The organism is Serratia sp. Ae19-1, from assembly GCF_059801225.1.
This window is the reverse complement of sequence record NZ_JBCHWD010000003.1, coordinates 210,093-228,128: the sequence shown is the minus strand read 5'-3', so window position 1 is coordinate 228,128 and position 18,036 is coordinate 210,093. Positions and strand designations below refer to the sequence as shown.

The window sequence follows — 18,036 nt, the reverse complement described above, 5'->3', positions numbered from 1 at the left end:
GAGGCGTCCTTGAAAGATGAAGGAGGGCAGTTTACCGATAAGCACACCGCTACCCAACGTTGCCGCGCCCTATTTGTGACATCGAAATATCAGTGCGGTATTTCAGTTTATTTTTCGTTTAATAAATTAGCCTTTACTTCATTATCCGACGTCACTATACTCAGCAAAAATTTCGGTGGAGAAACCCAATTGGACAGTTGCAGTTGTAATAAAATAAATAAGGCAAGCTGACCAATTCTCTTCTGATTTGTTGCTTGCCGCTAGCGGCGGGCAGCACCCCTCTCCAGTTATTTCTGAGCTGTGCATACCCGAATAAGAAAACGTTTCCTGATGCCAGGTGGCTTCAGGTGAATTGAGTTGGACGTTATTATGGTATTCTGCAGCCACAGCCTTTTCCCTCCAGGCATGACACGCTGATTCGCTGATTTATTTTCAGCGCGTTTTCGCGTGTGCTAAACAGCACATGATTTTATCTCCTGTCGTTAATTAAGGGGAAAGTCATGGCTATGACTCCTTTCGTTTTAAATTTATTGCTGGCGATGTGCCTGGGCGCGGTGATTGGCGCCGAGCGCCAGTGGCGCCAACGCATGGCCGGTCTGCGCACCAATGCGCTGGTGGCGACCGGCGCGGCGGTCTTCATTCTCAGCTCTATGTCCACCGATCCGGCCAGTGCCGGCCGCGTGGCCGCGCAGATCGTATCCGGCATCGGCTTCCTCGGCGCCGGCGTAATCATGCGTGAAGGGCTGAACATTCGCGGCCTCAACACCGCCGCCACGCTGTGGTGTTCTGCGGGCATCGGCGTGCTGTGCGGCCTGGGTCAGCATTGGGATGCGGTGGTCGCCACGCTGGTGATCCTGTGCGCCAATATCCTGCTGCGCGAAGCCGCGCAGCGCATCAACCTGCAGCCGCAACAGCAGGCGACCGATCTCGAACTGTGCTATCGCATTCAGGTGACCTGCGGCGAGCAGGATGAAATTCTGGTGCGCACCCTGATATTGCAGGCGTTGAACGGCGTGGCCTTGCGGTTGCAATCCTTGCGCAGCGCCGATATTGCCAGCCCTGGGCAATTGGAAGTGTGCGCGGAAATTAACGCCACGCCGGCCGCGCAAAAAGAAATTGAGGGTATTGTCTGCCGCATCAGCCTGGAAAAAAGCGTGAGCGCCGTTCGCTGGCGCGTTGCGTCCGAATTACCGGTCTGATTAATCATATAAATATTTATTAACTTGATTGCATGTTCGGGTTTATTCAGGCACGCCGTGAATAACGTTGGGCATTAAGGAGGCGTTATGGACGATGACCCCGGAAGGGAAATAATTCTTGCGTGGCTGGCCGGGTGATCTCGCCATTCAGTCGCGCTAATTAAACAAATTCCAAGCTGTGCATAGTCACCTGTTTATCGGGCGGGAGAACCCTGTGCGCAGAACTAAAATAAGAGAATAGCGTTATGACTCAGATTAATGAAAGAACGCGCCGCCGTGATAAAGACGCGGTGAGCTACGCCATTGCGCAAGAGGCGACCAACAGCATCGCCCAGACGCTGGCGAACCTGAAGTGCAACCGTAACGGCTTGACCCAGGACGACGCCGATGAACGGCTGGAACAGTTCGGCGCCAACCAGGTCGCCCACGACAAGGCACCGCACGCCCTGATCCAGCTGATCAAGGCCTTCAATAACCCGTTTATCTTCGTGCTGATGGTGCTGGCTGCGATCAGTTTCTTTACCGATTATTGGCTGCCGCTCCAGAGCGGTGAAGAAACTGAACTCACCGGCGTCATCATCATCCTGACCATGGTCACGTTGAGCGGGCTGTTGCGTTTCTGGCAGGAATACCGCACCAACAAGGCGGCGGAAGCGCTGAAATCGATGGTGCGTACCACTGCTACGGTGCTGCGCCGCAGCAGCTACAGCGCGCATCCGCTGACGCTGGAGGTGCCGATCCGCGAACTGGTGCCGGGGGATATCATTCAGCTCTCCGCCGGCGACATGGTGCCGGCCGACGTGCGCCTTATCGCCTCGCGCGATCTGTTCATCAGCCAGGCGATTTTGACCGGTGAAGCGATCCCTATCGAGAAATACGATGCGATGGGCAACGTGGCGCAGAAGTCGAGCGAAGGGGAGGTCTCCAGTGAGAACGCGCTGCTTGAGCTGTCCAACATCTGCCTGATGGGCACCAACGTCGCCAGCGGCACCGCGACGGCAGTGGTGGTGGCGACCGGCGGGCGCACCTACTTCGGCTCGCTCGCCAAGTCGATCGTCGGTTCGCGGGCGCAAACCGCGTTCGATCGCGGGGTGAACAGCGTCAGCTGGCTGTTGATTCGCTTCATGCTGGTGATGGTACCGGTGGTGTTGCTGATCAACGGCTTCACCAAAGGCGACTGGAGCGAAGCGGCGTTGTTCGCGCTGGCGGTGGCGGTCGGTCTGACGCCGGAAATGCTGCCGATGATCGTCAGCTCCAACCTGGCGAAAGGGGCGATCGCCATGTCGCGCCGCAAGGTGGTGGTGAAGCGCCTGAACGCCATTCAGAACTTCGGCGCCATGGACGTGCTCTGTACCGACAAGACCGGTACGCTGACGCAGGATCGCATCATTCTCGAGCACCACATCGACGTCAATGGCGCCAGGGATAACGAGGTGCTGCACCTGGCCTGGCTGAACAGCTTCCACCAGAGCGGCATGAAGAACCTGATGGACCAGGCGGTGATCCGCTTCGGGCGCGGCAAACCGGGGATCGAAGCCCTGGGACGTTTCAGCAAGGTGGATGAGCTGCCGTTCGATTTCGTGCGCCGCCGTCTGTCGATCGTGGTGGCGGATGAGCATGACAGACAGCAGCTGATCTGTAAGGGCGCGGTGGAGGAGATGCTGGAGATCGCCACCCACGTGCGCGAAGGCGACAAGACGCTGAAACTGGATGAAACGCGTCGTGCGGCGCTGCAGGCGCTGGCTCGCGAGTATAACGAAGATGGCTTCCGCGTGCTGGTGCTGGCGACGCGCGAGCTGGATGCGCAACGCTCGGCCGAACCGCTGAGCGTGGCCGATGAGCGCGACATGGTGGTGCAGGGGCTGCTGACCTTCCTCGATCCGCCGAAGGAGAGCGCGCAGCAGGCGATCGCCGCACTGCAGGAAAACGGCGTGACGGTGAAGGTGCTGACCGGCGACAACCCGGTAATCACCTGCAAGATTTGCCGCGACGTCGGGCTGGAGCCGGGTGAACCGCTCTCCGGGCTGCAGATTGAACAGATGGATGACGAAGAGCTGGCGCGCGAAGTGGAACAGCGCACGGTGTTCACCAAGCTGACGCCGCTGCAAAAATCGCGGGTGCTGAAAATGCTGCAGGCCAACGGCCATACCGTCGGTTTCCTCGGCGACGGCATCAACGATGCCCCGGCGCTGCGCGACGCCGACGTCGGCATTTCGGTCGATACCGGCACCGACATCGCCAAGGAGTCGGCGGACATCATCCTGTTGGAAAAGAACCTGATGGTGCTGGAAGAGGGGGTGATCAAGGGGCGCGAAACCTTCGGCAATATCATCAAGTACCTGAACATGACCGCCAGCTCCAACTTCGGCAACGTGTTCTCGGTGCTGGTGGCCAGCGCCTTCATTCCGTTCCTGCCGATGCTGGCGATCCATCTGTTGATTCAGAACCTGATGTACGACATTTCTCAGCTGTCGCTGCCGTGGGACAAGATGGACAAAGAGTTCCTGCGCAAGCCGCGCAAGTGGGATTCCAAAAACATCGGGCGCTTTATGCTGTGGATTGGGCCGACCTCGTCGATCTTCGATATTACGACCTATGCGCTGATGTGGTACGTGTTCGCCGCCAACAGCGTGGAACACCAGGCGCTGTTCCAGTCTGGTTGGTTCATCGAGGGGCTGCTGTCGCAAACGCTGGTGGTGCATATGCTGCGCACCCAGAAGATCCCGTTCATTCAGAGCACCGCGGCGCTGCCGGTGTTGCTGACCACCGGGTTGGTGATGGCGCTCGGCATCTACATTCCGTTCTCGCCGCTCGGTGCCCTGGTTGGCCTGCAGCCGCTGCCGTGGGAATACTTCCCGTGGCTGGCCGCGACGTTGGTCAGCTACTGCGTGATTGCGCAGATGATGAAGCGTTTCTACATTCGCCGCTTCGGCGAGTGGCTGTAAGCCGCCTCGGCGTTCACTTCGGGGGCGAAATGCTTCGCCCCCTCACCGCTACAGCAGTTTGTTGACCAACAGGCCGAGCATGATGGTCAGCGTGAAGGAAAACAGCGTGCCGAGCAGCACATACTCGGTACGCATCTTATCGTCGCTCTGGCGCAGATCGCCGAAACGGAAGATGGATTTGGCCGCCAGCAAAAAACCGATCGCCGGGATCTGCCCCAGCAGCACAAAGGTCAGGATCAGCGTTCTCTCCAAGTAGCCAATCTGTTTGCCTGCGCGCAGCAGCGAGTCGTTGTCGGCCTTGGCCGAAGGCGGCATTTGCGGCGTCCAGCGTGCCAGCAGTTGCCCGATCAGCAGACTCATCGGCAGATAAATCAGGCTGTAAGCCACCAGCACCAGGCCGGTTTGCCAACTCCCCAGTTGCCGCCCCAGCGCGGCGAGCAGTTCAGCCGCATTCGGCGTCAGCCCTAGCCACAGCAAGGCGATCACCGCCAGATGCAATCCCTGATCGAGCAGGAAACTGCGGGCCGGGCTCAGGCGGGCCATGGCGGTGACTTTCAGCCAATCGATCAGGTAGTGGCTGAGGGCGATGACCAGCAGGCCGGCCAGCACCTGGCGTGAAGAGAGCCCGCCGTGCAGCAGGCCGAAACCGGCCACCACCCAGGCGGTCAGCACCCCGTGCAGCAAGGCGTGCAACAGCAGAAAACGCGAGCGCGCGCGATGTTGGATTTTATCTTCCACCCAACTCCGCGGCTGCAGCGGAAAATCCGCCAGCAAGTGGGCGAGCAACAGCCAGGCCAGCAAGGGCGTATAGGTCAGATCCATAGTCAGACGATCCTGTTAATGGCGTGAATAAACCGCATGATTTCCTCGTAGGCCGCGCGTTTCAGCGCGGCGGAGACCGTGGAGGCGGCTTTTTGCAGTTGGTCCGCCACGGCCGCGCCGCTGTCGGCGAACATTCTTGCCTGGACGATGCGCGCTTCGGTCTGTGACAGGCGGCTAATCACATGATCTAACATCGGCAGCAGATCGCTGACAATGGCGTTTGTCCGATCGTTGTCGGTTTTCAGAGCCAGCCGGCAATTTTTCGCCATGGCGTCCAGCGCGCTGCCGGAATTGATAAAGGCGCTGCCGTAACCGATGGCATCGGGCCGCTGGCTGCCCAGCCCGACGGCGATGCGCGCATCCCAGTGCGCGGCGCCCATCGCCCGCAGAGCGAGGCGAACGTGCACCGCCAGAAACAGCCCGTCCTCGGGGGCGGCCTGCGCCTGGAAGGCGTCGCCGCGGAAAATCTCCACCTGATGCAGCCGCCCATCGCGCTGCAGCCGTTCGAGCAGGCTGTGCAGCCCGTTGAGATAGTTGACGGTGTCTGACCGGCGAGAATCGACCAGATCGCCGCTGATTACGCTGATTGGCGTCGGCATGGCGTGATCCGTTGTTGGCAATAGGAAGACTATAAATTCGCATCTGGATGCGAATAAGTCAATAATTCGCTTCTTGATGCGAATTTATCAACTTTTCGCCTGTGGGGCCGAAATTCTGCGGTGAGGCGAAGGGGATGGGCAGCCGGGAATGCGCGGGCCCGTCAGGCTCGCCACCGGCGATGTAGAGGGAAAGGGGCCGGCAACCGGCCGTTCAGAAGCTTTTGACCAGCACTTCACGCGGCATTTCGCTGCCGTGTTTCAGCAGGTGTTCAAACGATCTTTCGCTGCTTTTCAACTGCTGCAAAAACTCCTGTGGCGACAGATCGTGCTTTTTGCCGCTCATGTAAGCCAGCGCCAGTTCTTTTGCCTGATAGCGGGAGAAGTTGTACATGGTGTCCTCGATACGGTGAATGTCAGTGCTCACGATTGTAGCGAAAGAGCACATAATGAACAGCGGCTTTGGCGTATGGAATCGATAGCTGAAACTTAACTCGCCGATAGCCGGGCGTGCGCGATGACATGTCGCGTGAATTTATATTCGTTTAAACGAATATGATTTTGAAATGTTCCAGCGCTGGATTATAGTGGGGCAAAGAATACCAGGAGCGCATTATGTCGTCATTGACGCCGCTGAAGCTGTTTAAAAACTTGTCGGACGATACGCGTCTGACGCTGGTGCTGTTGCTGCGCCACGCCGGCGAGCTGTGCGTGTGCGAGCTGTCGGGTGCTCTGGCGCTGCCGCAACCCAAAATCTCAAGGCATCTGGCGATGCTGCGCGAAAGCGGGCTGTTGCTCGATCGGCGCGACGGCAAATGGATACATTATCGCCTGTCGCCGCATATGCCGGCCTGGGCGGCGGCGATTATTGAGCAGGCTTATCTGTGCCGTCCAGAGCAGGTGGCGGCGTTGGGGCAACGAGTGGCGAAAGGCTGCTCGTAACGGTAAAAAAATTTGCCGTTATATATTCGAAAAAACATATATGTAAGCTTGAGAGAGCAGTGAGGCAGCGATGATAGTGGCGGGGACGATCTTTATTCTGACGTTGATCTTGGTTATCTGGCAACCGAAAGGGTTGGGTATTGGCTGGAGCGCGTCAATCGGGGCGGGGTTGGCATTGCTGAGCGGCGTGGTGCACGTCGGCGATATTCCCGTGGTGTGGCAGATAGTCTGGAATGCGACCGCGACCTTCATCGCCGTCATCATTATCAGCCTGTTGCTGGATGAGAGCGGGTTTTTCGCCTGGACCGCCTTGCATGTCGCCCGTTGGGGCAACGGTAAAGGGCGCTGGCTGTTTACCTACATGCTGTTGTTGGGCGCGGTGGTGGCGGCGCTGTTTGCGAACGACGGCGCCGCGCTGATCCTGACGCCGATCGTGATCGCCATGCTGTCGGCGCTCGGCTTTCGCCCTGCGGCGGTGCTGGCTTTCGTGATGGCGGCAGGCTTTATCGCTGATACCGCCAGCCTGCCGCTGGTGGTGTCCAATTTGGTGAATATCGTTTCGGCGGATTTCTTCCACTTGGGCTTTACGGAGTATGCGGCGGTGATGGTGCCGGTCAACCTCGTCGCCGTGGCGGCGACGCTGGTGATGTTGCATCTGTTCTTCCGCAAAGATATTCCCCTGCGCTACGCGTTGGCGCGCTTACCGGTACCGCGGGAAGCGATCCGCGATCGCGCGACGTTTAGGACCGGCTGGGCCGTATTGGCGCTGTTGCTGATCGGCTTCTTCGGCCTGGAGCCGCTCGGCGTACCGGTGAGTTTGGTCGCCGCCTGCGGTGCGCTGGTGCTGCTGGCGGTGGCGAAACGCGGGCGGGCGATCGATACCGGCAAAGTGCTGCGCGGGGCGCCTTGGCAGATTGTGATTTTCTCGCTGGGCATGTATCTGGTGGTCTACGGGCTGCGCAATGCCGGCTTGACCGATTTGCTGTCCGGCGTACTGGATGCGTTGGCGCGGCAGGGGCTGTGGGCGGCGACGCTCGGCACCGGTTTCCTGAGCGCGTTTCTCTCCTCCGTCATGAATAACATGCCGACGGTGCTGGTGGGGGCGCTGTCGATCGACGGCAGCAGCGTGGAAGGCGTCATCAAGCAGGCGATGATTTACGCTAACGTTATCGGCAGCGATCTCGGCCCCAAAATCACCCCGATCGGCAGCCTGGCTACGCTGCTGTGGCTGCATGTGTTGGCAAGGAAGAACATCGTCATTACCTGGGGCTATTATTTTCGCGTAGGCGTGATGATGACGCTGCCGATCCTGTTCGTCACCCTGGCCGCGCTGGCGCTGCGGCTGTCCGTTTTGCCATAACCGGAGCAACTGACATGAGCGACATCAAAATTTATCACAATCCCGCCTGCGGCACGTCGCGCAACACGCTGGCGCTGATCCGCAACAGCGGCGCTGAGCCGGAGGTGATTTTGTATCTGGAAACGCCGCCCAGCCGCGAACGTTTGACAGCGCTGCTGGCCGAGATGGGCATGACGCCGCGCGCCTTGCTGCGCAAAAACGTCGAGCCTTACGCCGAGCTGCATCTGGACGACAGCGCCTGGAGCGATGATCAACTGATCGACTTTATGCTGCAACGGCCGCTCCTGATCAATCGCCCTATCGTAGTGACGCCGCTCGGCACGCGTCTGTGTCGCCCATCGGAGGTGGTTTTGGATATTCTGCCGGATCCGCAGCGCGGCGCCTTCAGCAAAGAGGACGGGGAGCCGGTGATCGATGCGCAGGGCCGGCGGATCATACGTTGATCCCCCGGCGCCTGTTTTACCCCAAATCGCCGCCGGCGACCGGCAGCACCGTTCCGTTAATGTAACTGGCTTCGGCGCTGGCGAGGAACAGAATAGCGGCGGCTTGTTCATCGACGCTGCCGTAGCGGTGCATCAGACTGCTGTCGAGCGTTTGCTCAACCACCTGCCGATACCAACTTTCCTCCTGTTGCGTCGGGGATTCGCGATTGCGTGGCGTCAGCCGCGGCGGCGCTTCGGTGCCGCCCGGCGCCGTGGCGTTGATGCGAATGCCGGCGCCGGCATATTCAAAGGCCAGTGATTGGGTCAGGGCGTTGACGCCGCCTTTGGCTGCGGAATAGGGAACGCGATTGACGCCGCGCGTGGCGACCGAAGAGACGTTGACGATCACTCCGCTCCCCTGCGCCAGCATATGCGGCAACGCGGCGCGGCAACCCCATAGCGTCGGGAACAGCGAGCGCCGAATCTCCGCCTCAATCTGTTGCGGCGCATAGTCGGCAAACGGTCGTGCCCAGATGGTGCCGCCCACGTTGTTCACCATAATATCCACGCGCCCAAAGTGCTGTTGCACCTGATCCAGCGCATCGCGCGCTGCTTCCCAATGCTCCAAATCGGCCTGCAGGGCGATGATATCGGCGCCGCGTTCGCGTAAAACGGCCACGACCTCTTCCAGATAGGGGGAGCGATCGATCAGCGCCAAACGGGCCCCTTCCCGAGCCGCGCGTTCGGCCACCGCTTTGCCGATGCCTTGAGCGGCGCCGGTTATCGCCATCACCTGGCCGCTGAAACGTGATTTATCCATGGTCAACTCCTCCCATCGGCCTGGCTGGGGGCGAACTTCTCATAATGGAAGCTATGCGGGATAAAGGCGCGCCGCTGAAAATCGCCAAGCACCGCTTCCACCATCGGCGGCGGCCCGCACAGATACACATCCAACTCACCGTTATTAAGCAGGCTTTCGTCGAGATGCTGGGTGACATACCCTTTATGCGTCGAAAACGACGTTTCACTGGCCACGCAGGTCAGATAGCTGAAATTCGCCAGACGCTGGCGATACGCCTCCAGCTGTTCCAGCTTGACCAGATCGTGGTCATGGGTGACGCCGTAGATCAGATGCACCGGCTGTTCGCTGCCGCCGAGCGCCAGATATTCCAGCATGGAAAGGAACGGCGCCAGCCCGGTGCCGCCGGCCAAAAATAACATTGGCCGCACCGGCGCACGCAGATAGAAACTGCCCTGCGGGCCGCGCAGACGGATCGCGTCGCCGGGGCTTGCCCGTTCGGTCAGATAACGGCTCATCATGCCGCCGGGTACGTTGCGCAGCAGAAAAGAGAGCTGCCGGCTGCCGGGCGGCGAACTGAACGAATAGGCGCGGCTGGCCGCACTGCCGGGAACGTCGATATTCACATATTGCCCCGGCAGGAACGCGATGCCGCGTTCATCATCCAGCGTCAGGCAGAACTCGATGGCGCTGTCCGACAGGGCGGTGGCGGAGGTGACGGTGGCGGTAAACATTTCGCTGGCGGTTTTACACATCGTCGAAGGCATCGGCACCTCGATGACGCAGTCCGAGAGCGGCACCATCTGACAGGTCAACACCCGCCGCTGTGCGACTTCCTGCTCTGACAGCGCTTCGTCCAGATAGTCATCGCCCAGCTGATATTCTCCTTGTTCACAGTGGCATTTACAGGTGCCGCATACGCCGTCCGAGCAGTCCATCGGCAGGTTGATCTTTTGTCGGTAGGCGGCGTCGAGTACTTTTTCATTCGGGTTGCATTGAATAAAGCGGCTGACGCCGTCTTCAAAATTAAGGGCCACGGTAAAAGACATACCTCACCTCCTGCATTAAAGATGATAAATATCAATTACATGATTGATATAGTCATTATCCAGACGAATTTTCTTGCGCTTAATTTGTAGCGCCTCCCCGCTAAGATCTATCCACAGTCGGGTTGAGCCGAAATAGGTGTCCGTGTGGTTGTAGCGGTGATAGAAGGTGGCCCAGTGGTAGTTCACCTCGGCCTGTTCCGCGCCGGACGATAACAGCTCCACGTTGCTGATAAGATGCACCGTGCGCGGCTCCGGCATGCTGCTGGCGGCTGAGCGTTCGGTTTTTATGCGGTAAACGCGGTCTTCCAGGCCTTCGCGATTGGCGTAATAAATCAGCGAAATCTCGCTGTGAGGGTCCGTCGTCTGGCGATCGTCGTCAGCCCAGGCCGGCATCCAATATTCGACCTGCGGATGGTAACAGGCCAGCCAGTCATCCCACTGCCGGTCATCCAGCAGGCGTGCTTCGCGGTACAGGAACTGTTCCACCCGCTGTTGCAGGTTAAATGTGCTCATTGCGCCACCTCGTCGTGTCGTTGCTGGCGCTCCAGCTGGCGCAGCAGAATGTTTTGCCAATGATGATGCTGGCTGAGATACAGGGCCTCATCTTCCGGGCGCGGACCGGTCATGTCAGGTACGATCCCCAGCGCTTTGGCATTGTCGTCAGCCTGGCCCTCCAGCCTGCGGGTAGCGCCGCGGCTCAGATCGCTCCAGGGCATGTTGCCGGCGTTGAACCCGAGCTGGCAGGCGCGGAATTCCTCCAGATCGTCCGGCGTACCCATGCCGCTGACGTTGAAGAAATCCTCATACTGGCGAATGCGCAAGGCTCGCTCGTCGGCGTTTTCGCCCTTCGGCGCAAAGCAGAATACGGTCACTTCGGTTTTATTGACGGCAATCGGGCGCACTACGCGCAACTGGCTGGAAAGCTGGTCCATGATGTACAGATTGGGGTAAAGGCACAGGTTGCGGGTTTGGTTCACCATCAGGTCGGCACGGTGTGCGCCGAAGGCGTCGTTCAAACGGGTGAAGTGCCGATAAATGGGGCGGGACTCCGGGTTCAGCACCCGGGTCCACAACAGCAGATGACCATTCTTGAAGCCGTAGGCGCCACCGTCGTTTTTTGACGACCAGCAGTTGGCGTCCATGGTTTGGGTGCCGCTGGCGGCATCCCGATGCGCCATGGTGGAGACATAGTTCCAGTGCACCACGCTGACGTGGTAACCGTCCGCACCATTCTCCATCTGCAGCTTCCAGTTGCCGTCGAAGGTGTAGGAGGATGAGCCACGCAGAACTTCCAGCCCGCTCTCAGCCTGATCGACGATGAGATCGAGGATCTGTCGCGTTTCACCCAGATAGTCCTCCAGCGGTTGCACCTCATCGCTCAGGCTGCCGAACAGAAATCCGCGATAAGATTCAAAACGCGGCAGCTGTTTCAAATCGTGTGAGCCGTCCCGCTTGAAACAGGGGGGATAGGCGCCGGTTTTCTCGTCCTTGGCTTTCAGCAGGTTGCCGGCGTTATTGAAGGTCCAGCCGTGGAAGGGGCAGGTGAAGGTACTTTTATTGCCGGCCTTGCGGCTGGCCAACATTGCGCCCCGATGCGAGCAGCTATTGATCATGGCATGCAGCTGCATGTCTTTGTCGCGCGTGATCATCACCGGCTGACGCCCAACGGTGAGCGTGTAATAATCGCCTGAGTCGGCGATTTGGCTTTCATGCGCCAGATAAATCCAATTGCCTTCGAAAATGGCTTTCATTTCCAATTCAAACAGCGCCTCATCGGTAAAAATACCGCGGTTGCACTGATATATGCCATTTTCTTTATCAATGATTAAAGCATGATTTATTTTTTCTTTCAGCTTGGATATTGTCGGGTTCAATAATGAGTGCATATTCATGGCCTCATATAAAAGGGATTGACGGGCAATCAATAGCCGATTGCCCGTTATTGGCGTCGCTATTCTCTCGTGCGAAAAAGATTAATCTTGCAGCGCGCGGGGACGGTTTATTCTGTTTTGTTCGATGCGGTCCGCAGCGGCATAAAGCGTAAAATCAAACTGCACTTCGGAATGCGGGCCGGGCAGATCGCGTTTTGCCGCCAGCGCCGAATCGGTGATTTTCACCGGGGTGGCGATCAGCTCATCGCGGGTAGCGAAAGCAAAGTCATCCCACAGATAGCGGTCGCCATTGAGGTTGATTTGCGTCGTCAGGTGTTTATGCGCCGGTGCGGAGACGAAGAAATGAATATGCGCCGGGCGGTTGCCGTGGCGGCCCAGTCGATTAAGCAAAGCCTGAGTGGGCCCATCGGGCGGGCAGCCGTAGCCCGACGGCACGATGCTGCGTGCCGCGTAGCGGCCATCGGCGTCGGTGGTTATCCGCCGGCGCAGGTTGAAGCCGCTCTGCGATTTATCGAAGAAAGAGTAGTTGCCCAACGTGTTGGCGTGCCAAATATCGACCACAGCCCCAGCCAGCGGCTTGCCGTCGGCGCCTTTGACCTGGCCGTGCAGCCACATCACCTCGCCGTCGTCGTCGCCGTCGTCCATCCGCGCGAAGCCGGCGCTCAGTGGCGCATTGGCCACATACAGCGGCCCCTCGATGGTGCGTGACGTACCGCCGCTCAGCCCTTGTTGACGTTCGCGCTCGTCGTCGCGCAGATCGAGGTAGTGTTCCAGCCCCAAGCCGGCGGCCAGGAGCGCCGCCTCTTGGTGTTCGCCCAAGACGTGCAGATAGTTGATCGCCTGCCAAAATTCCTCAGGGGAAATATCATAGCGATCGATGAGCTGACAAATATCGCCCAGCAGTTGATGCATGATTTTTTTGAAACGCGGATCACCATTGTCATTAGTAAAACCGCTGCTGATTTCCAGCAGTTTGATAATGTCTTGACGTTGATTGAAGGAAATAGACATTGTGAATTCCTCATTGCTTATAATGTAGGTTATACAGAGAACAGGAATTAACAGCTAACCTTGCGGGTTATTATCCCGGTGTTTTATTTGTCATCGTCGCGGATCGATGACGGGTGTCGGCATAACGCCGTTACGCGAATTTTCATATAAGGGTAAAGCGGCAGTGCGAATAACAGCTCGTGCAGCTCGGCATTGCTTTCCACATCGAAAATGCTGACGTTGGCGTAGCTACCGGCTACGCGCCAAAGATGTCGCCATTTTCCGCTCGCCTGCAGGGTTTGCGAATACGCTTTTTCGCGCGCTTTTATTTCGTCGGCGAGCGCTTTAGGCATATCGAGCGGTAATTTCACGACCATTTCAACTTTGAACAGCATGGCGTCGTACCTCGTGGTTATTTGCGGCGGTAAAAGCGCAGTTTGTCTTCATCGATATCGAGCCCCAGGCCCGGGCCTGACGGTAGACTGACGTGACCGTTGGCGAAACGCAGCGGCGTGGTGACCACGTCGTCTTTCAGCAACAGCGGGCCGAACATCTCGCTGCCCCAATCCAGCTTCAGCGTCGACCAGGCGTGCAGCGAGGCGACGGTGCCCAGCGTGCCTTCCAGCATGGTGCCGCCATAGACGCCGACTCCGGCGGCCTGTGCGACCTGCGCCAGTTTCAGCGCCTGCGCCGGGCCGCCGGCCTTGGCTATCTTCAGCGCGTAGGCGCCGGTAAAGCCGCCCGCAGCCAATGCATAACCGTCGTGAGCGTCGGCCACCGCCTCGTCGGCCAGGATCGGCAGAGTGAAGCGCTGACTGAGGCGGATTAACGCCGTGCGATCCCATTGCGGCACCGGCTGTTCGACCAGATCGATGCCGATCTGCTGCAGCGCCGCCATTCCGCGTACGGCGGTGGCGGCATCCCAGGCCTGGTTAACATCGACGCGAATGCTGATCTCCGGTCCCAGCGCTCGCTTGATCGCCAGGGTGTGGTGCAGATCTTCCTCCAGCGGCCGGGCGCCGATCTTCAACTTGAAGGCGCGATGACGGTCTTCCGCCAACAGGCGTTGCCCTTCGATGATGTCTTGCTGCGTATCGCCGCTGGCCAGCGTCCACAGCACCGGCAGAGTGTTGCTGAGCGCGCCGCCGAGCAGGGTGCTGACCGGCAGGCCGAGGCGTTTGCCCTGGGCATCGAGAAAGGCGGTTTCCAGTGCCGACTTGGCAAAGGTATTGCCCTGGACCTGGCCATTCATCAACGCAACCAGCGGCGCCAGACCGCTGAAGCTTTTGCCGCTCAGCAGCGGCGCGAGGTAGCCGTCGATCGCCGACTTGATCCCCTCCGGGCTTTGCGGGCCGTAGCTCAGCCCGCCGATAGTGGTGGCTTCCCCCCAGCCGATCAGGCCGTCGGCGCAGGTCATGCGCACCAGCGTCAGCGTTTGGCAGCCCATAGTGGCCATCGACAATTTGTGTGGCCGAATAGTGGGGATATCCACCAGCCAGCTGTCGATGCGTTCAATGCGAAGTTCCATGTTTCATTCCTTTTCAGTAAGAAACTCGACAACGCAGCGGTTGAAGAGATCCGGACAGGCGATGTTGGAAATATGCGATGCCGGCAACCGCCGCAGGTCGGCGAGTGGCGCATTGGCGACTAAAAACTCGGCGTCCGCCACCGTCGTGACCGGATCTTGCTCACCGGCAATCACCCGCATCGGCCGCGTCATCGAGGCGACCTCGGCGCGCAGGTCGGCCCGCGCCAGCGCCTCGCAGCAGGCGGCGTATCCCTGTGGATTACCGGCTGCCAGCGCCGCCACCAGCGCCGCCACCTGCTCGGGGTGGCGCTGCGCGAATGCCGCGCAGAACCAGCGCGCGGGGGAGGCGGCGGCGATCGGCGCCAACCCGTGTTCCCGTACCTGCTGCGCGCGTTGTCGCCAGCCTTCTGCGTCGCCGATGCGGGCGGCGGTATTGGCGACCACCAGCCGGCCGATGCGCTCGGGGTGATAACGACTGAGCCAGAGCCCGGTCAATCCTCCCATCGAAATGCCGCAAAAATGGGCGTTCGGCGCATCCAAATGGTCGAGCAGGGTGATGACGTCTTCAGCCAACTGCTGCAGTTGCAGTGGCGCTTTCGCCAACGGGGTGGCTCCGTGGCCGCGCTGGTTGTAACGCAATAGGCGAAAGCGTTCGGTCAGCGCCGCCAACTGCGGTTGCCACATCTCGAAAGTGGTGCCCAGCGAGTTGGACAGCACCAGCAGCGGTGCGTCGGCCGGGCCGTCGAGACGATATTCAATATCCATGATTGGCCTCATACCCGTTCGATAATCAGCGCAATGCCCTGACCGACGCCGATGCACATGGTGCACAGCCCGTAGCGCCCGCGCGTTTTCCTCAATTGCCAGGCGGCGTTCATCACCAGCCTGCCACCGGAGGCGCCCAAAGGATGGCCGAGCGCAATCGCGCCGCCGTTCGGGTTCACCTGCGGCGCATCGTCGCGCAGTCCCAGCTCGCGGGTCACCGCCAGCGCTTGCGCGGCGAAGGCTTCGTTCAGTTCGATCACGTCCATCTGTTCGAGGGTCAGGCCGGCAATATGCAACACTTTGCGCACCGCCGCCGCCGGGGCAAATCCCATGATCGCCGGTTCGATGCCGGTGACAGCGCTGGCCACGATGCGCGCCATGGGCTGCAGGCCATGGCGCGCCATGCTGCGCTCCCCGGCCAGCAGCAGCGCACAGGCACCGTCGTTCAGGCCGGATGCGTTGCCGGCCGTGATGCTGCCCTGCGGGGCGACCACCGGCCTGAGTTTTTCCAGTGCGGCTAAGGTGGTGGCGCGCGGATGTTCGTCCTGGCTGAAGGTCAACGGCTCGCCCTTCTTCTGCGGGATAAGCACCTCGATCAGTTGGTCGCTGTAAAAGCCGCTTTCCTGCGCGGTGGCAGTGCGTTGCTGGCTGCGCAGGGCGAAGGCGTCCTGATCGCGACGGCTGATGTCGAATTGCGACGCCACGTTTTCAGCGGTCTGTGGCATCGTGTCCACGCCATACAGCGCCTGCATTTGCGGGTTGATAAAACGCCAGCCCATAGTGGTGTCTTCAATCTTCATCGCGCGGCTAAAGGCGCTTTCCGCCTTGCCCATCACATACGGCGCCCGCGACATGCTTTCCACGCCGCCGGCGATCATCAGCCCGCTCTCGCCGGTTTTGATGGCGCGCGCCGCAGCCGCCACCGCATCCAGGCTGGAGCCGCACAGGCGATTGATGGTGCAGCCGGGCACTTGCACCGGCAGACCGGCGAGCAGAAGCGCCATGCGCGCGACGTTGCGGTTGTCTTCCCCCGCCTGATTGGCGCAGCCGAGCAGCACGTCATCCACCTGGTTCCAGTCGAGCGTCGGATGACGTGCCTGCAGGGCTTTCAGCGGCAGAGCGGCCAAATCGTCAGCGCGTATGCCGGCCAGGCTGCCGTTGAGGCGACCGAAGGGCGTGCGGACGGCGTCACACAGATAAGCTGGATTCATGGCGCGGTTCCCCGTGTTGAAGGGTGAAAGTCAGTGCGACCGGGGTGACCTCCTGCAGCTGTTGCGGAGTCAGGCCGGCAAATATTTCGCGCACCACCAGTCCCTGGGGGGTGACATCCATCACCGCCAGATCGCTGTAAATGCGGTCGATGCAGCCGACGCCGGTCAACGGATAGCTGCATTGGCGGACGATTTTGCATTCACCCGTTTTGGTCAGGTGTTCGGTCATCACAAACACCTGGCGTGCGCCGATCGCCAGATCCATCGCGCCGCCGACCGCCGGAATCGCCCCCGGTGCGCCAGTGCTCCAGTTCGCCAAATCGCCGCGTTCGGAGACCTGATAGGCGCCCAGCACGCAAATATCCAGATGGCCGCCGCGCATCATGGCGAAAGAGTCGCCGTGGTGGAAAAAGCAGCCGCCTTTCAGCAGCGTAACCGGTTGTTTGCCGGCATTGATCAATTCCGGGTCCTCTTCGCCCGGCATCGGCGCCGGGCCCATGCCGAGAATGCCGTTTTCGCTGTGCAGGAAGATCTCTTTATCGGCGGGCAGGTAGTTGGCGATCTGAGTGGGTATGCCGATGCCCAGATTGACGTAGGCGCCTTCGGGAATATCGCGCGCGATGCGCTCAGCCAGCTGTTGATGGGTCAGTTTGCTCATGATGCGCTCCTTAAGCCGAAAGCCGTGCTGCACGGGGAGAAGAGGGCACCAGGCGTTGTACGAAGATGCCGGGCGTGATGATGTTCTCCGGATCCAGTTCGCCCAACGGCACCATATGGTTGACTTCGACGATGGTGCAGTTGGCGGCCATCGCCATAATCGGCCCGAAGTTGCGTCCGGTTTTGTCATAGCGGAGGTTGCCCCAACGGTCGGCTTGTTCTGCCTTGATCAGCGCGAAGTCGGCCTTCAGCGGCAGTTCGAAAACATATCGGCGGCCGTCGATCTCGCGGGTTTCCTTCCCTTCCGCCAATTGGGTGCCATAGCCGGTTGGGGTATAGAAACCGCCGAGCCCGGCGCCGGCGGCCTGGATGCGCGCCGCCAGATTGCCTTGCGGAACCAGCTCCAGCTCCAACTCGCCACGGCGGTAGAGGTCGTCAAACACCCAAGAATCAGCCTGCCGCGGAAAAGAACACACTACTTTGCGCACACAGCCGGCCTTCAGCAGAGCCGCCAGACCAAAATCGCCGTTGCCGGCATTGTTGCTGATCAGCGTAAGCGCGCGTGGCCGGTGACGGATCAGAGCATCCAACAGTGCGTAGGGTTGCCCGGCCGGGCCGAATCCCCCAACCATAAGGGTGGCGCCATCCGGAATATCTGCGACGGCGGCGTCTGCGGACGCCATGCTTTTATCGATCATCAGTTCTCCTCAAGGCTCGGTTAGGACGTTGCGCCAACAAATAGCGGGTTTGAAATTAACCTAGAGGATGAAAAAAGCATCAGCAAGTGCGAATATCAGAACATTGTGCGATTATCGATACATTGAGGGTATAGGTCTGCATTTTGTGATGCAGGCAGCTA

The 18,036-nt window shown here is 59.7% G+C and carries 20 protein-coding genes; 5 read left to right on the top strand and 15 right to left on the bottom strand.

The window, feature by feature from the left end; genetic code table 11:
- Positions 1–141: 141 nt before the first annotated feature.
- Entirely contained in the window at positions 142–387 is a 246-nt protein-coding gene (locus AAIE04_RS11270) for a hypothetical protein (RefSeq protein ID WP_498576946.1), read from the bottom strand.
- A gap of 113 nt (positions 388–500) precedes the next feature.
- Between AAIE04_RS11270 and AAIE04_RS11265 the strand changes: the two genes are divergently transcribed.
- Both AAIE04_RS11265 and mgtA read left to right on the top strand, forming a co-directional pair.
- The gene (locus tag AAIE04_RS11265; protein ID WP_025159855.1) at positions 501–1,199 is read left to right on the top strand and encodes an MgtC family protein; all 699 of its coding nucleotides are present in this window, start codon (positions 501–503) and stop codon (positions 1,197–1,199) included.
- Positions 1,200–1,444: 245 nt separating this feature from the next.
- Entirely contained in the window at positions 1,445–4,144 is a 2,700-nt protein-coding gene (gene mgtA, locus AAIE04_RS11260; RefSeq protein ID WP_498576945.1) for a magnesium-translocating P-type ATPase, read from the top strand.
- A gap of 48 nt (positions 4,145–4,192) precedes the next feature.
- Here mgtA and AAIE04_RS11255 read toward each other — a convergent pair whose 3' ends face one another.
- The 3 genes from AAIE04_RS11255 to AAIE04_RS11245 all read right to left on the bottom strand — a co-directional run bounded on the left by AAIE04_RS11255 (position 4,193) and on the right by AAIE04_RS11245 (position 5,956).
- Complete coding sequence (locus tag AAIE04_RS11255) at positions 4,193–4,966, bottom strand: DUF3307 domain-containing protein (protein WP_498576944.1); 774 nt, start codon at positions 4,964–4,966, stop codon at positions 4,193–4,195.
- A gap of 2 nt (positions 4,967–4,968) precedes the next feature.
- Positions 4,969–5,565: a hypothetical protein gene (locus AAIE04_RS11250; protein WP_498576943.1), complete on the bottom strand. Its 597-nt coding sequence runs from the start codon at positions 5,563–5,565 to the stop codon at positions 4,969–4,971.
- 211 nt (positions 5,566–5,776) lie between these two features.
- Positions 5,777–5,956 (bottom strand): hypothetical protein, encoded by a 180-nt coding sequence (locus AAIE04_RS11245; RefSeq protein WP_019453520.1) that lies wholly within the window; start codon positions 5,954–5,956, stop codon positions 5,777–5,779.
- Positions 5,957–6,177: 221 nt separating this feature from the next.
- Here AAIE04_RS11245 and AAIE04_RS11240 point away from each other — a divergent pair, with 221 nt between their 5' ends.
- The 3 genes from AAIE04_RS11240 to arsC all read left to right on the top strand — a co-directional run bounded on the left by AAIE04_RS11240 (position 6,178) and on the right by arsC (position 8,307).
- Positions 6,178–6,504 carry a metalloregulator ArsR/SmtB family transcription factor gene (locus AAIE04_RS11240; RefSeq protein WP_019453521.1) on the top strand — a complete coding sequence of 109 codons (327 nt, stop codon included), beginning with the start codon at positions 6,178–6,180 and terminating at the stop codon, positions 6,502–6,504.
- 70 nt (positions 6,505–6,574) lie between these two features.
- Complete coding sequence (locus AAIE04_RS11235) at positions 6,575–7,864, top strand: arsenic transporter (RefSeq protein ID WP_498576942.1); 1,290 nt, start codon at positions 6,575–6,577, stop codon at positions 7,862–7,864.
- 14 nt (positions 7,865–7,878) lie between these two features.
- The gene (arsC, locus tag AAIE04_RS11230) at positions 7,879–8,307 is read left to right on the top strand and encodes a glutaredoxin-dependent arsenate reductase (protein ID WP_498576941.1); all 429 of its coding nucleotides are present in this window, start codon (positions 7,879–7,881) and stop codon (positions 8,305–8,307) included.
- Positions 8,308–8,323: 16 nt separating this feature from the next.
- On the opposite strand, the gene benD is transcribed toward arsC, so the two are convergent.
- The 11 genes from benD to AAIE04_RS11175 all read right to left on the bottom strand — a co-directional run bounded on the left by benD (position 8,324) and on the right by AAIE04_RS11175 (position 17,875).
- A complete protein-coding gene (gene benD / locus AAIE04_RS11225) occupies positions 8,324–9,106 on the bottom strand; it encodes a benzoate diol dehydrogenase BenD (protein WP_498576940.1) in 783 nt (260 codons plus the stop codon).
- Positions 9,107–9,108: 2 nt separating this feature from the next.
- Complete coding sequence (gene benC / locus AAIE04_RS11220; RefSeq protein ID WP_498576939.1) at positions 9,109–10,134, bottom strand: benzoate 1,2-dioxygenase electron transfer component BenC; 1,026 nt, start codon at positions 10,132–10,134, stop codon at positions 9,109–9,111.
- Positions 10,135–10,149: 15 nt separating this feature from the next.
- A complete protein-coding gene (gene benB / locus AAIE04_RS11215; protein ID WP_063918582.1) occupies positions 10,150–10,647 on the bottom strand; it encodes a benzoate 1,2-dioxygenase small subunit in 498 nt (165 codons plus the stop codon).
- Positions 10,644–12,020: a Rieske 2Fe-2S domain-containing protein gene (locus tag AAIE04_RS11210; protein ID WP_498576938.1), complete on the bottom strand. Its 1,377-nt coding sequence runs from the start codon at positions 12,018–12,020 to the stop codon at positions 10,644–10,646. The genes benB and AAIE04_RS11210 overlap by 4 nt, the downstream gene beginning before the upstream one ends.
- A gap of 87 nt (positions 12,021–12,107) precedes the next feature.
- Positions 12,108–13,037 (bottom strand): catechol 1,2-dioxygenase, encoded by a 930-nt coding sequence (gene catA / locus AAIE04_RS11205; protein WP_498576937.1) that lies wholly within the window; start codon positions 13,035–13,037, stop codon positions 12,108–12,110.
- 83 nt (positions 13,038–13,120) lie between these two features.
- A complete protein-coding gene (gene catC / locus AAIE04_RS11200) occupies positions 13,121–13,411 on the bottom strand; it encodes a muconolactone Delta-isomerase (protein WP_063918580.1) in 291 nt (96 codons plus the stop codon).
- Positions 13,412–13,428: 17 nt separating this feature from the next.
- On the bottom strand, positions 13,429–14,544 hold the full coding sequence (locus tag AAIE04_RS11195) for a muconate cycloisomerase family protein (RefSeq protein WP_498576936.1): 1,116 nt from the start codon (positions 14,542–14,544) through the stop codon (positions 13,429–13,431).
- A gap of 3 nt (positions 14,545–14,547) precedes the next feature.
- Positions 14,548–15,309 (bottom strand): 3-oxoadipate enol-lactonase, encoded by a 762-nt coding sequence (pcaD, locus tag AAIE04_RS11190; RefSeq protein WP_498056609.1) that lies wholly within the window; start codon positions 15,307–15,309, stop codon positions 14,548–14,550.
- Positions 15,310–15,317: 8 nt separating this feature from the next.
- On the bottom strand, positions 15,318–16,520 hold the full coding sequence (gene pcaF, locus AAIE04_RS11185; protein WP_154746425.1) for a 3-oxoadipyl-CoA thiolase: 1,203 nt from the start codon (positions 16,518–16,520) through the stop codon (positions 15,318–15,320).
- Entirely contained in the window at positions 16,498–17,178 is a 681-nt protein-coding gene (locus AAIE04_RS11180; protein WP_440528966.1) for a 3-oxoacid CoA-transferase subunit B, read from the bottom strand. The genes pcaF and AAIE04_RS11180 overlap by 23 nt, the downstream gene beginning before the upstream one ends.
- Positions 17,179–17,188: 10 nt before the next feature.
- Positions 17,189–17,875 (bottom strand): 3-oxoacid CoA-transferase subunit A, encoded by a 687-nt coding sequence (locus AAIE04_RS11175; protein ID WP_015378315.1) that lies wholly within the window; start codon positions 17,873–17,875, stop codon positions 17,189–17,191.
- Positions 17,876–18,036 lie beyond the last annotated feature (161 nt).

Bases quoted from the DNA above. Each gene is read 5' to 3' on its own strand.
- AAIE04_RS11245 (WP_019453520.1), bottom strand. From the start codon at position 5,956: ATGTACAACTTCTCCCGCTATCAGGCAAAAGAACTGGCGCTGGCTTAC.
- AAIE04_RS11210 (WP_498576938.1), bottom strand. From the start codon at position 12,020: ATGCACTCATTATTGAACCCGACAATATCCAAGCTGAAAGAAAAAATA.
- catC (WP_063918580.1), bottom strand. From the start codon at position 13,411: ATGCTGTTCAAAGTTGAAATGGTCGTGAAATTACCGCTCGATATGCCT.
- AAIE04_RS11265 (WP_025159855.1), top strand. From the start codon at position 501: ATGGCTATGACTCCTTTCGTTTTAAATTTATTGCTGGCGATGTGCCTG.
- benD (WP_498576940.1), bottom strand. From the start codon at position 9,106: ATGGATAAATCACGTTTCAGCGGCCAGGTGATGGCGATAACCGGCGCC.
- pcaF (WP_154746425.1), bottom strand. From the start codon at position 16,520: ATGAATCCAGCTTATCTGTGTGACGCCGTCCGCACGCCCTTCGGTCGC.
- pcaD (WP_498056609.1), bottom strand. From the start codon at position 15,309: ATGGATATTGAATATCGTCTCGACGGCCCGGCCGACGCACCGCTGCTG.
- AAIE04_RS11180 (WP_440528966.1), bottom strand. From the start codon at position 17,178: ATGAGCAAACTGACCCATCAACAGCTGGCTGAGCGCATCGCGCGCGAT.
- benC (WP_498576939.1), bottom strand. From the start codon at position 10,134: ATGTCTTTTACCGTGGCCCTTAATTTTGAAGACGGCGTCAGCCGCTTT.
- arsC (WP_498576941.1), top strand. From the start codon at position 7,879: ATGAGCGACATCAAAATTTATCACAATCCCGCCTGCGGCACGTCGCGC.
- mgtA (WP_498576945.1), top strand. From the start codon at position 1,445: ATGACTCAGATTAATGAAAGAACGCGCCGCCGTGATAAAGACGCGGTG.
- AAIE04_RS11240 (WP_019453521.1), top strand. From the start codon at position 6,178: ATGTCGTCATTGACGCCGCTGAAGCTGTTTAAAAACTTGTCGGACGAT.
- AAIE04_RS11255 (WP_498576944.1), bottom strand. From the start codon at position 4,966: ATGGATCTGACCTATACGCCCTTGCTGGCCTGGCTGTTGCTCGCCCAC.
- benB (WP_063918582.1), bottom strand. From the start codon at position 10,647: ATGAGCACATTTAACCTGCAACAGCGGGTGGAACAGTTCCTGTACCGC.
- catA (WP_498576937.1), bottom strand. From the start codon at position 13,037: ATGTCTATTTCCTTCAATCAACGTCAAGACATTATCAAACTGCTGGAA.
- AAIE04_RS11235 (WP_498576942.1), top strand. From the start codon at position 6,575: ATGATAGTGGCGGGGACGATCTTTATTCTGACGTTGATCTTGGTTATC.
- AAIE04_RS11175 (WP_015378315.1), bottom strand. From the start codon at position 17,875: ATGATCGATAAAAGCATGGCGTCCGCAGACGCCGCCGTCGCAGATATT.
- AAIE04_RS11195 (WP_498576936.1), bottom strand. From the start codon at position 14,544: ATGGAACTTCGCATTGAACGCATCGACAGCTGGCTGGTGGATATCCCC.
- AAIE04_RS11250 (WP_498576943.1), bottom strand. From the start codon at position 5,565: ATGCCGACGCCAATCAGCGTAATCAGCGGCGATCTGGTCGATTCTCGC.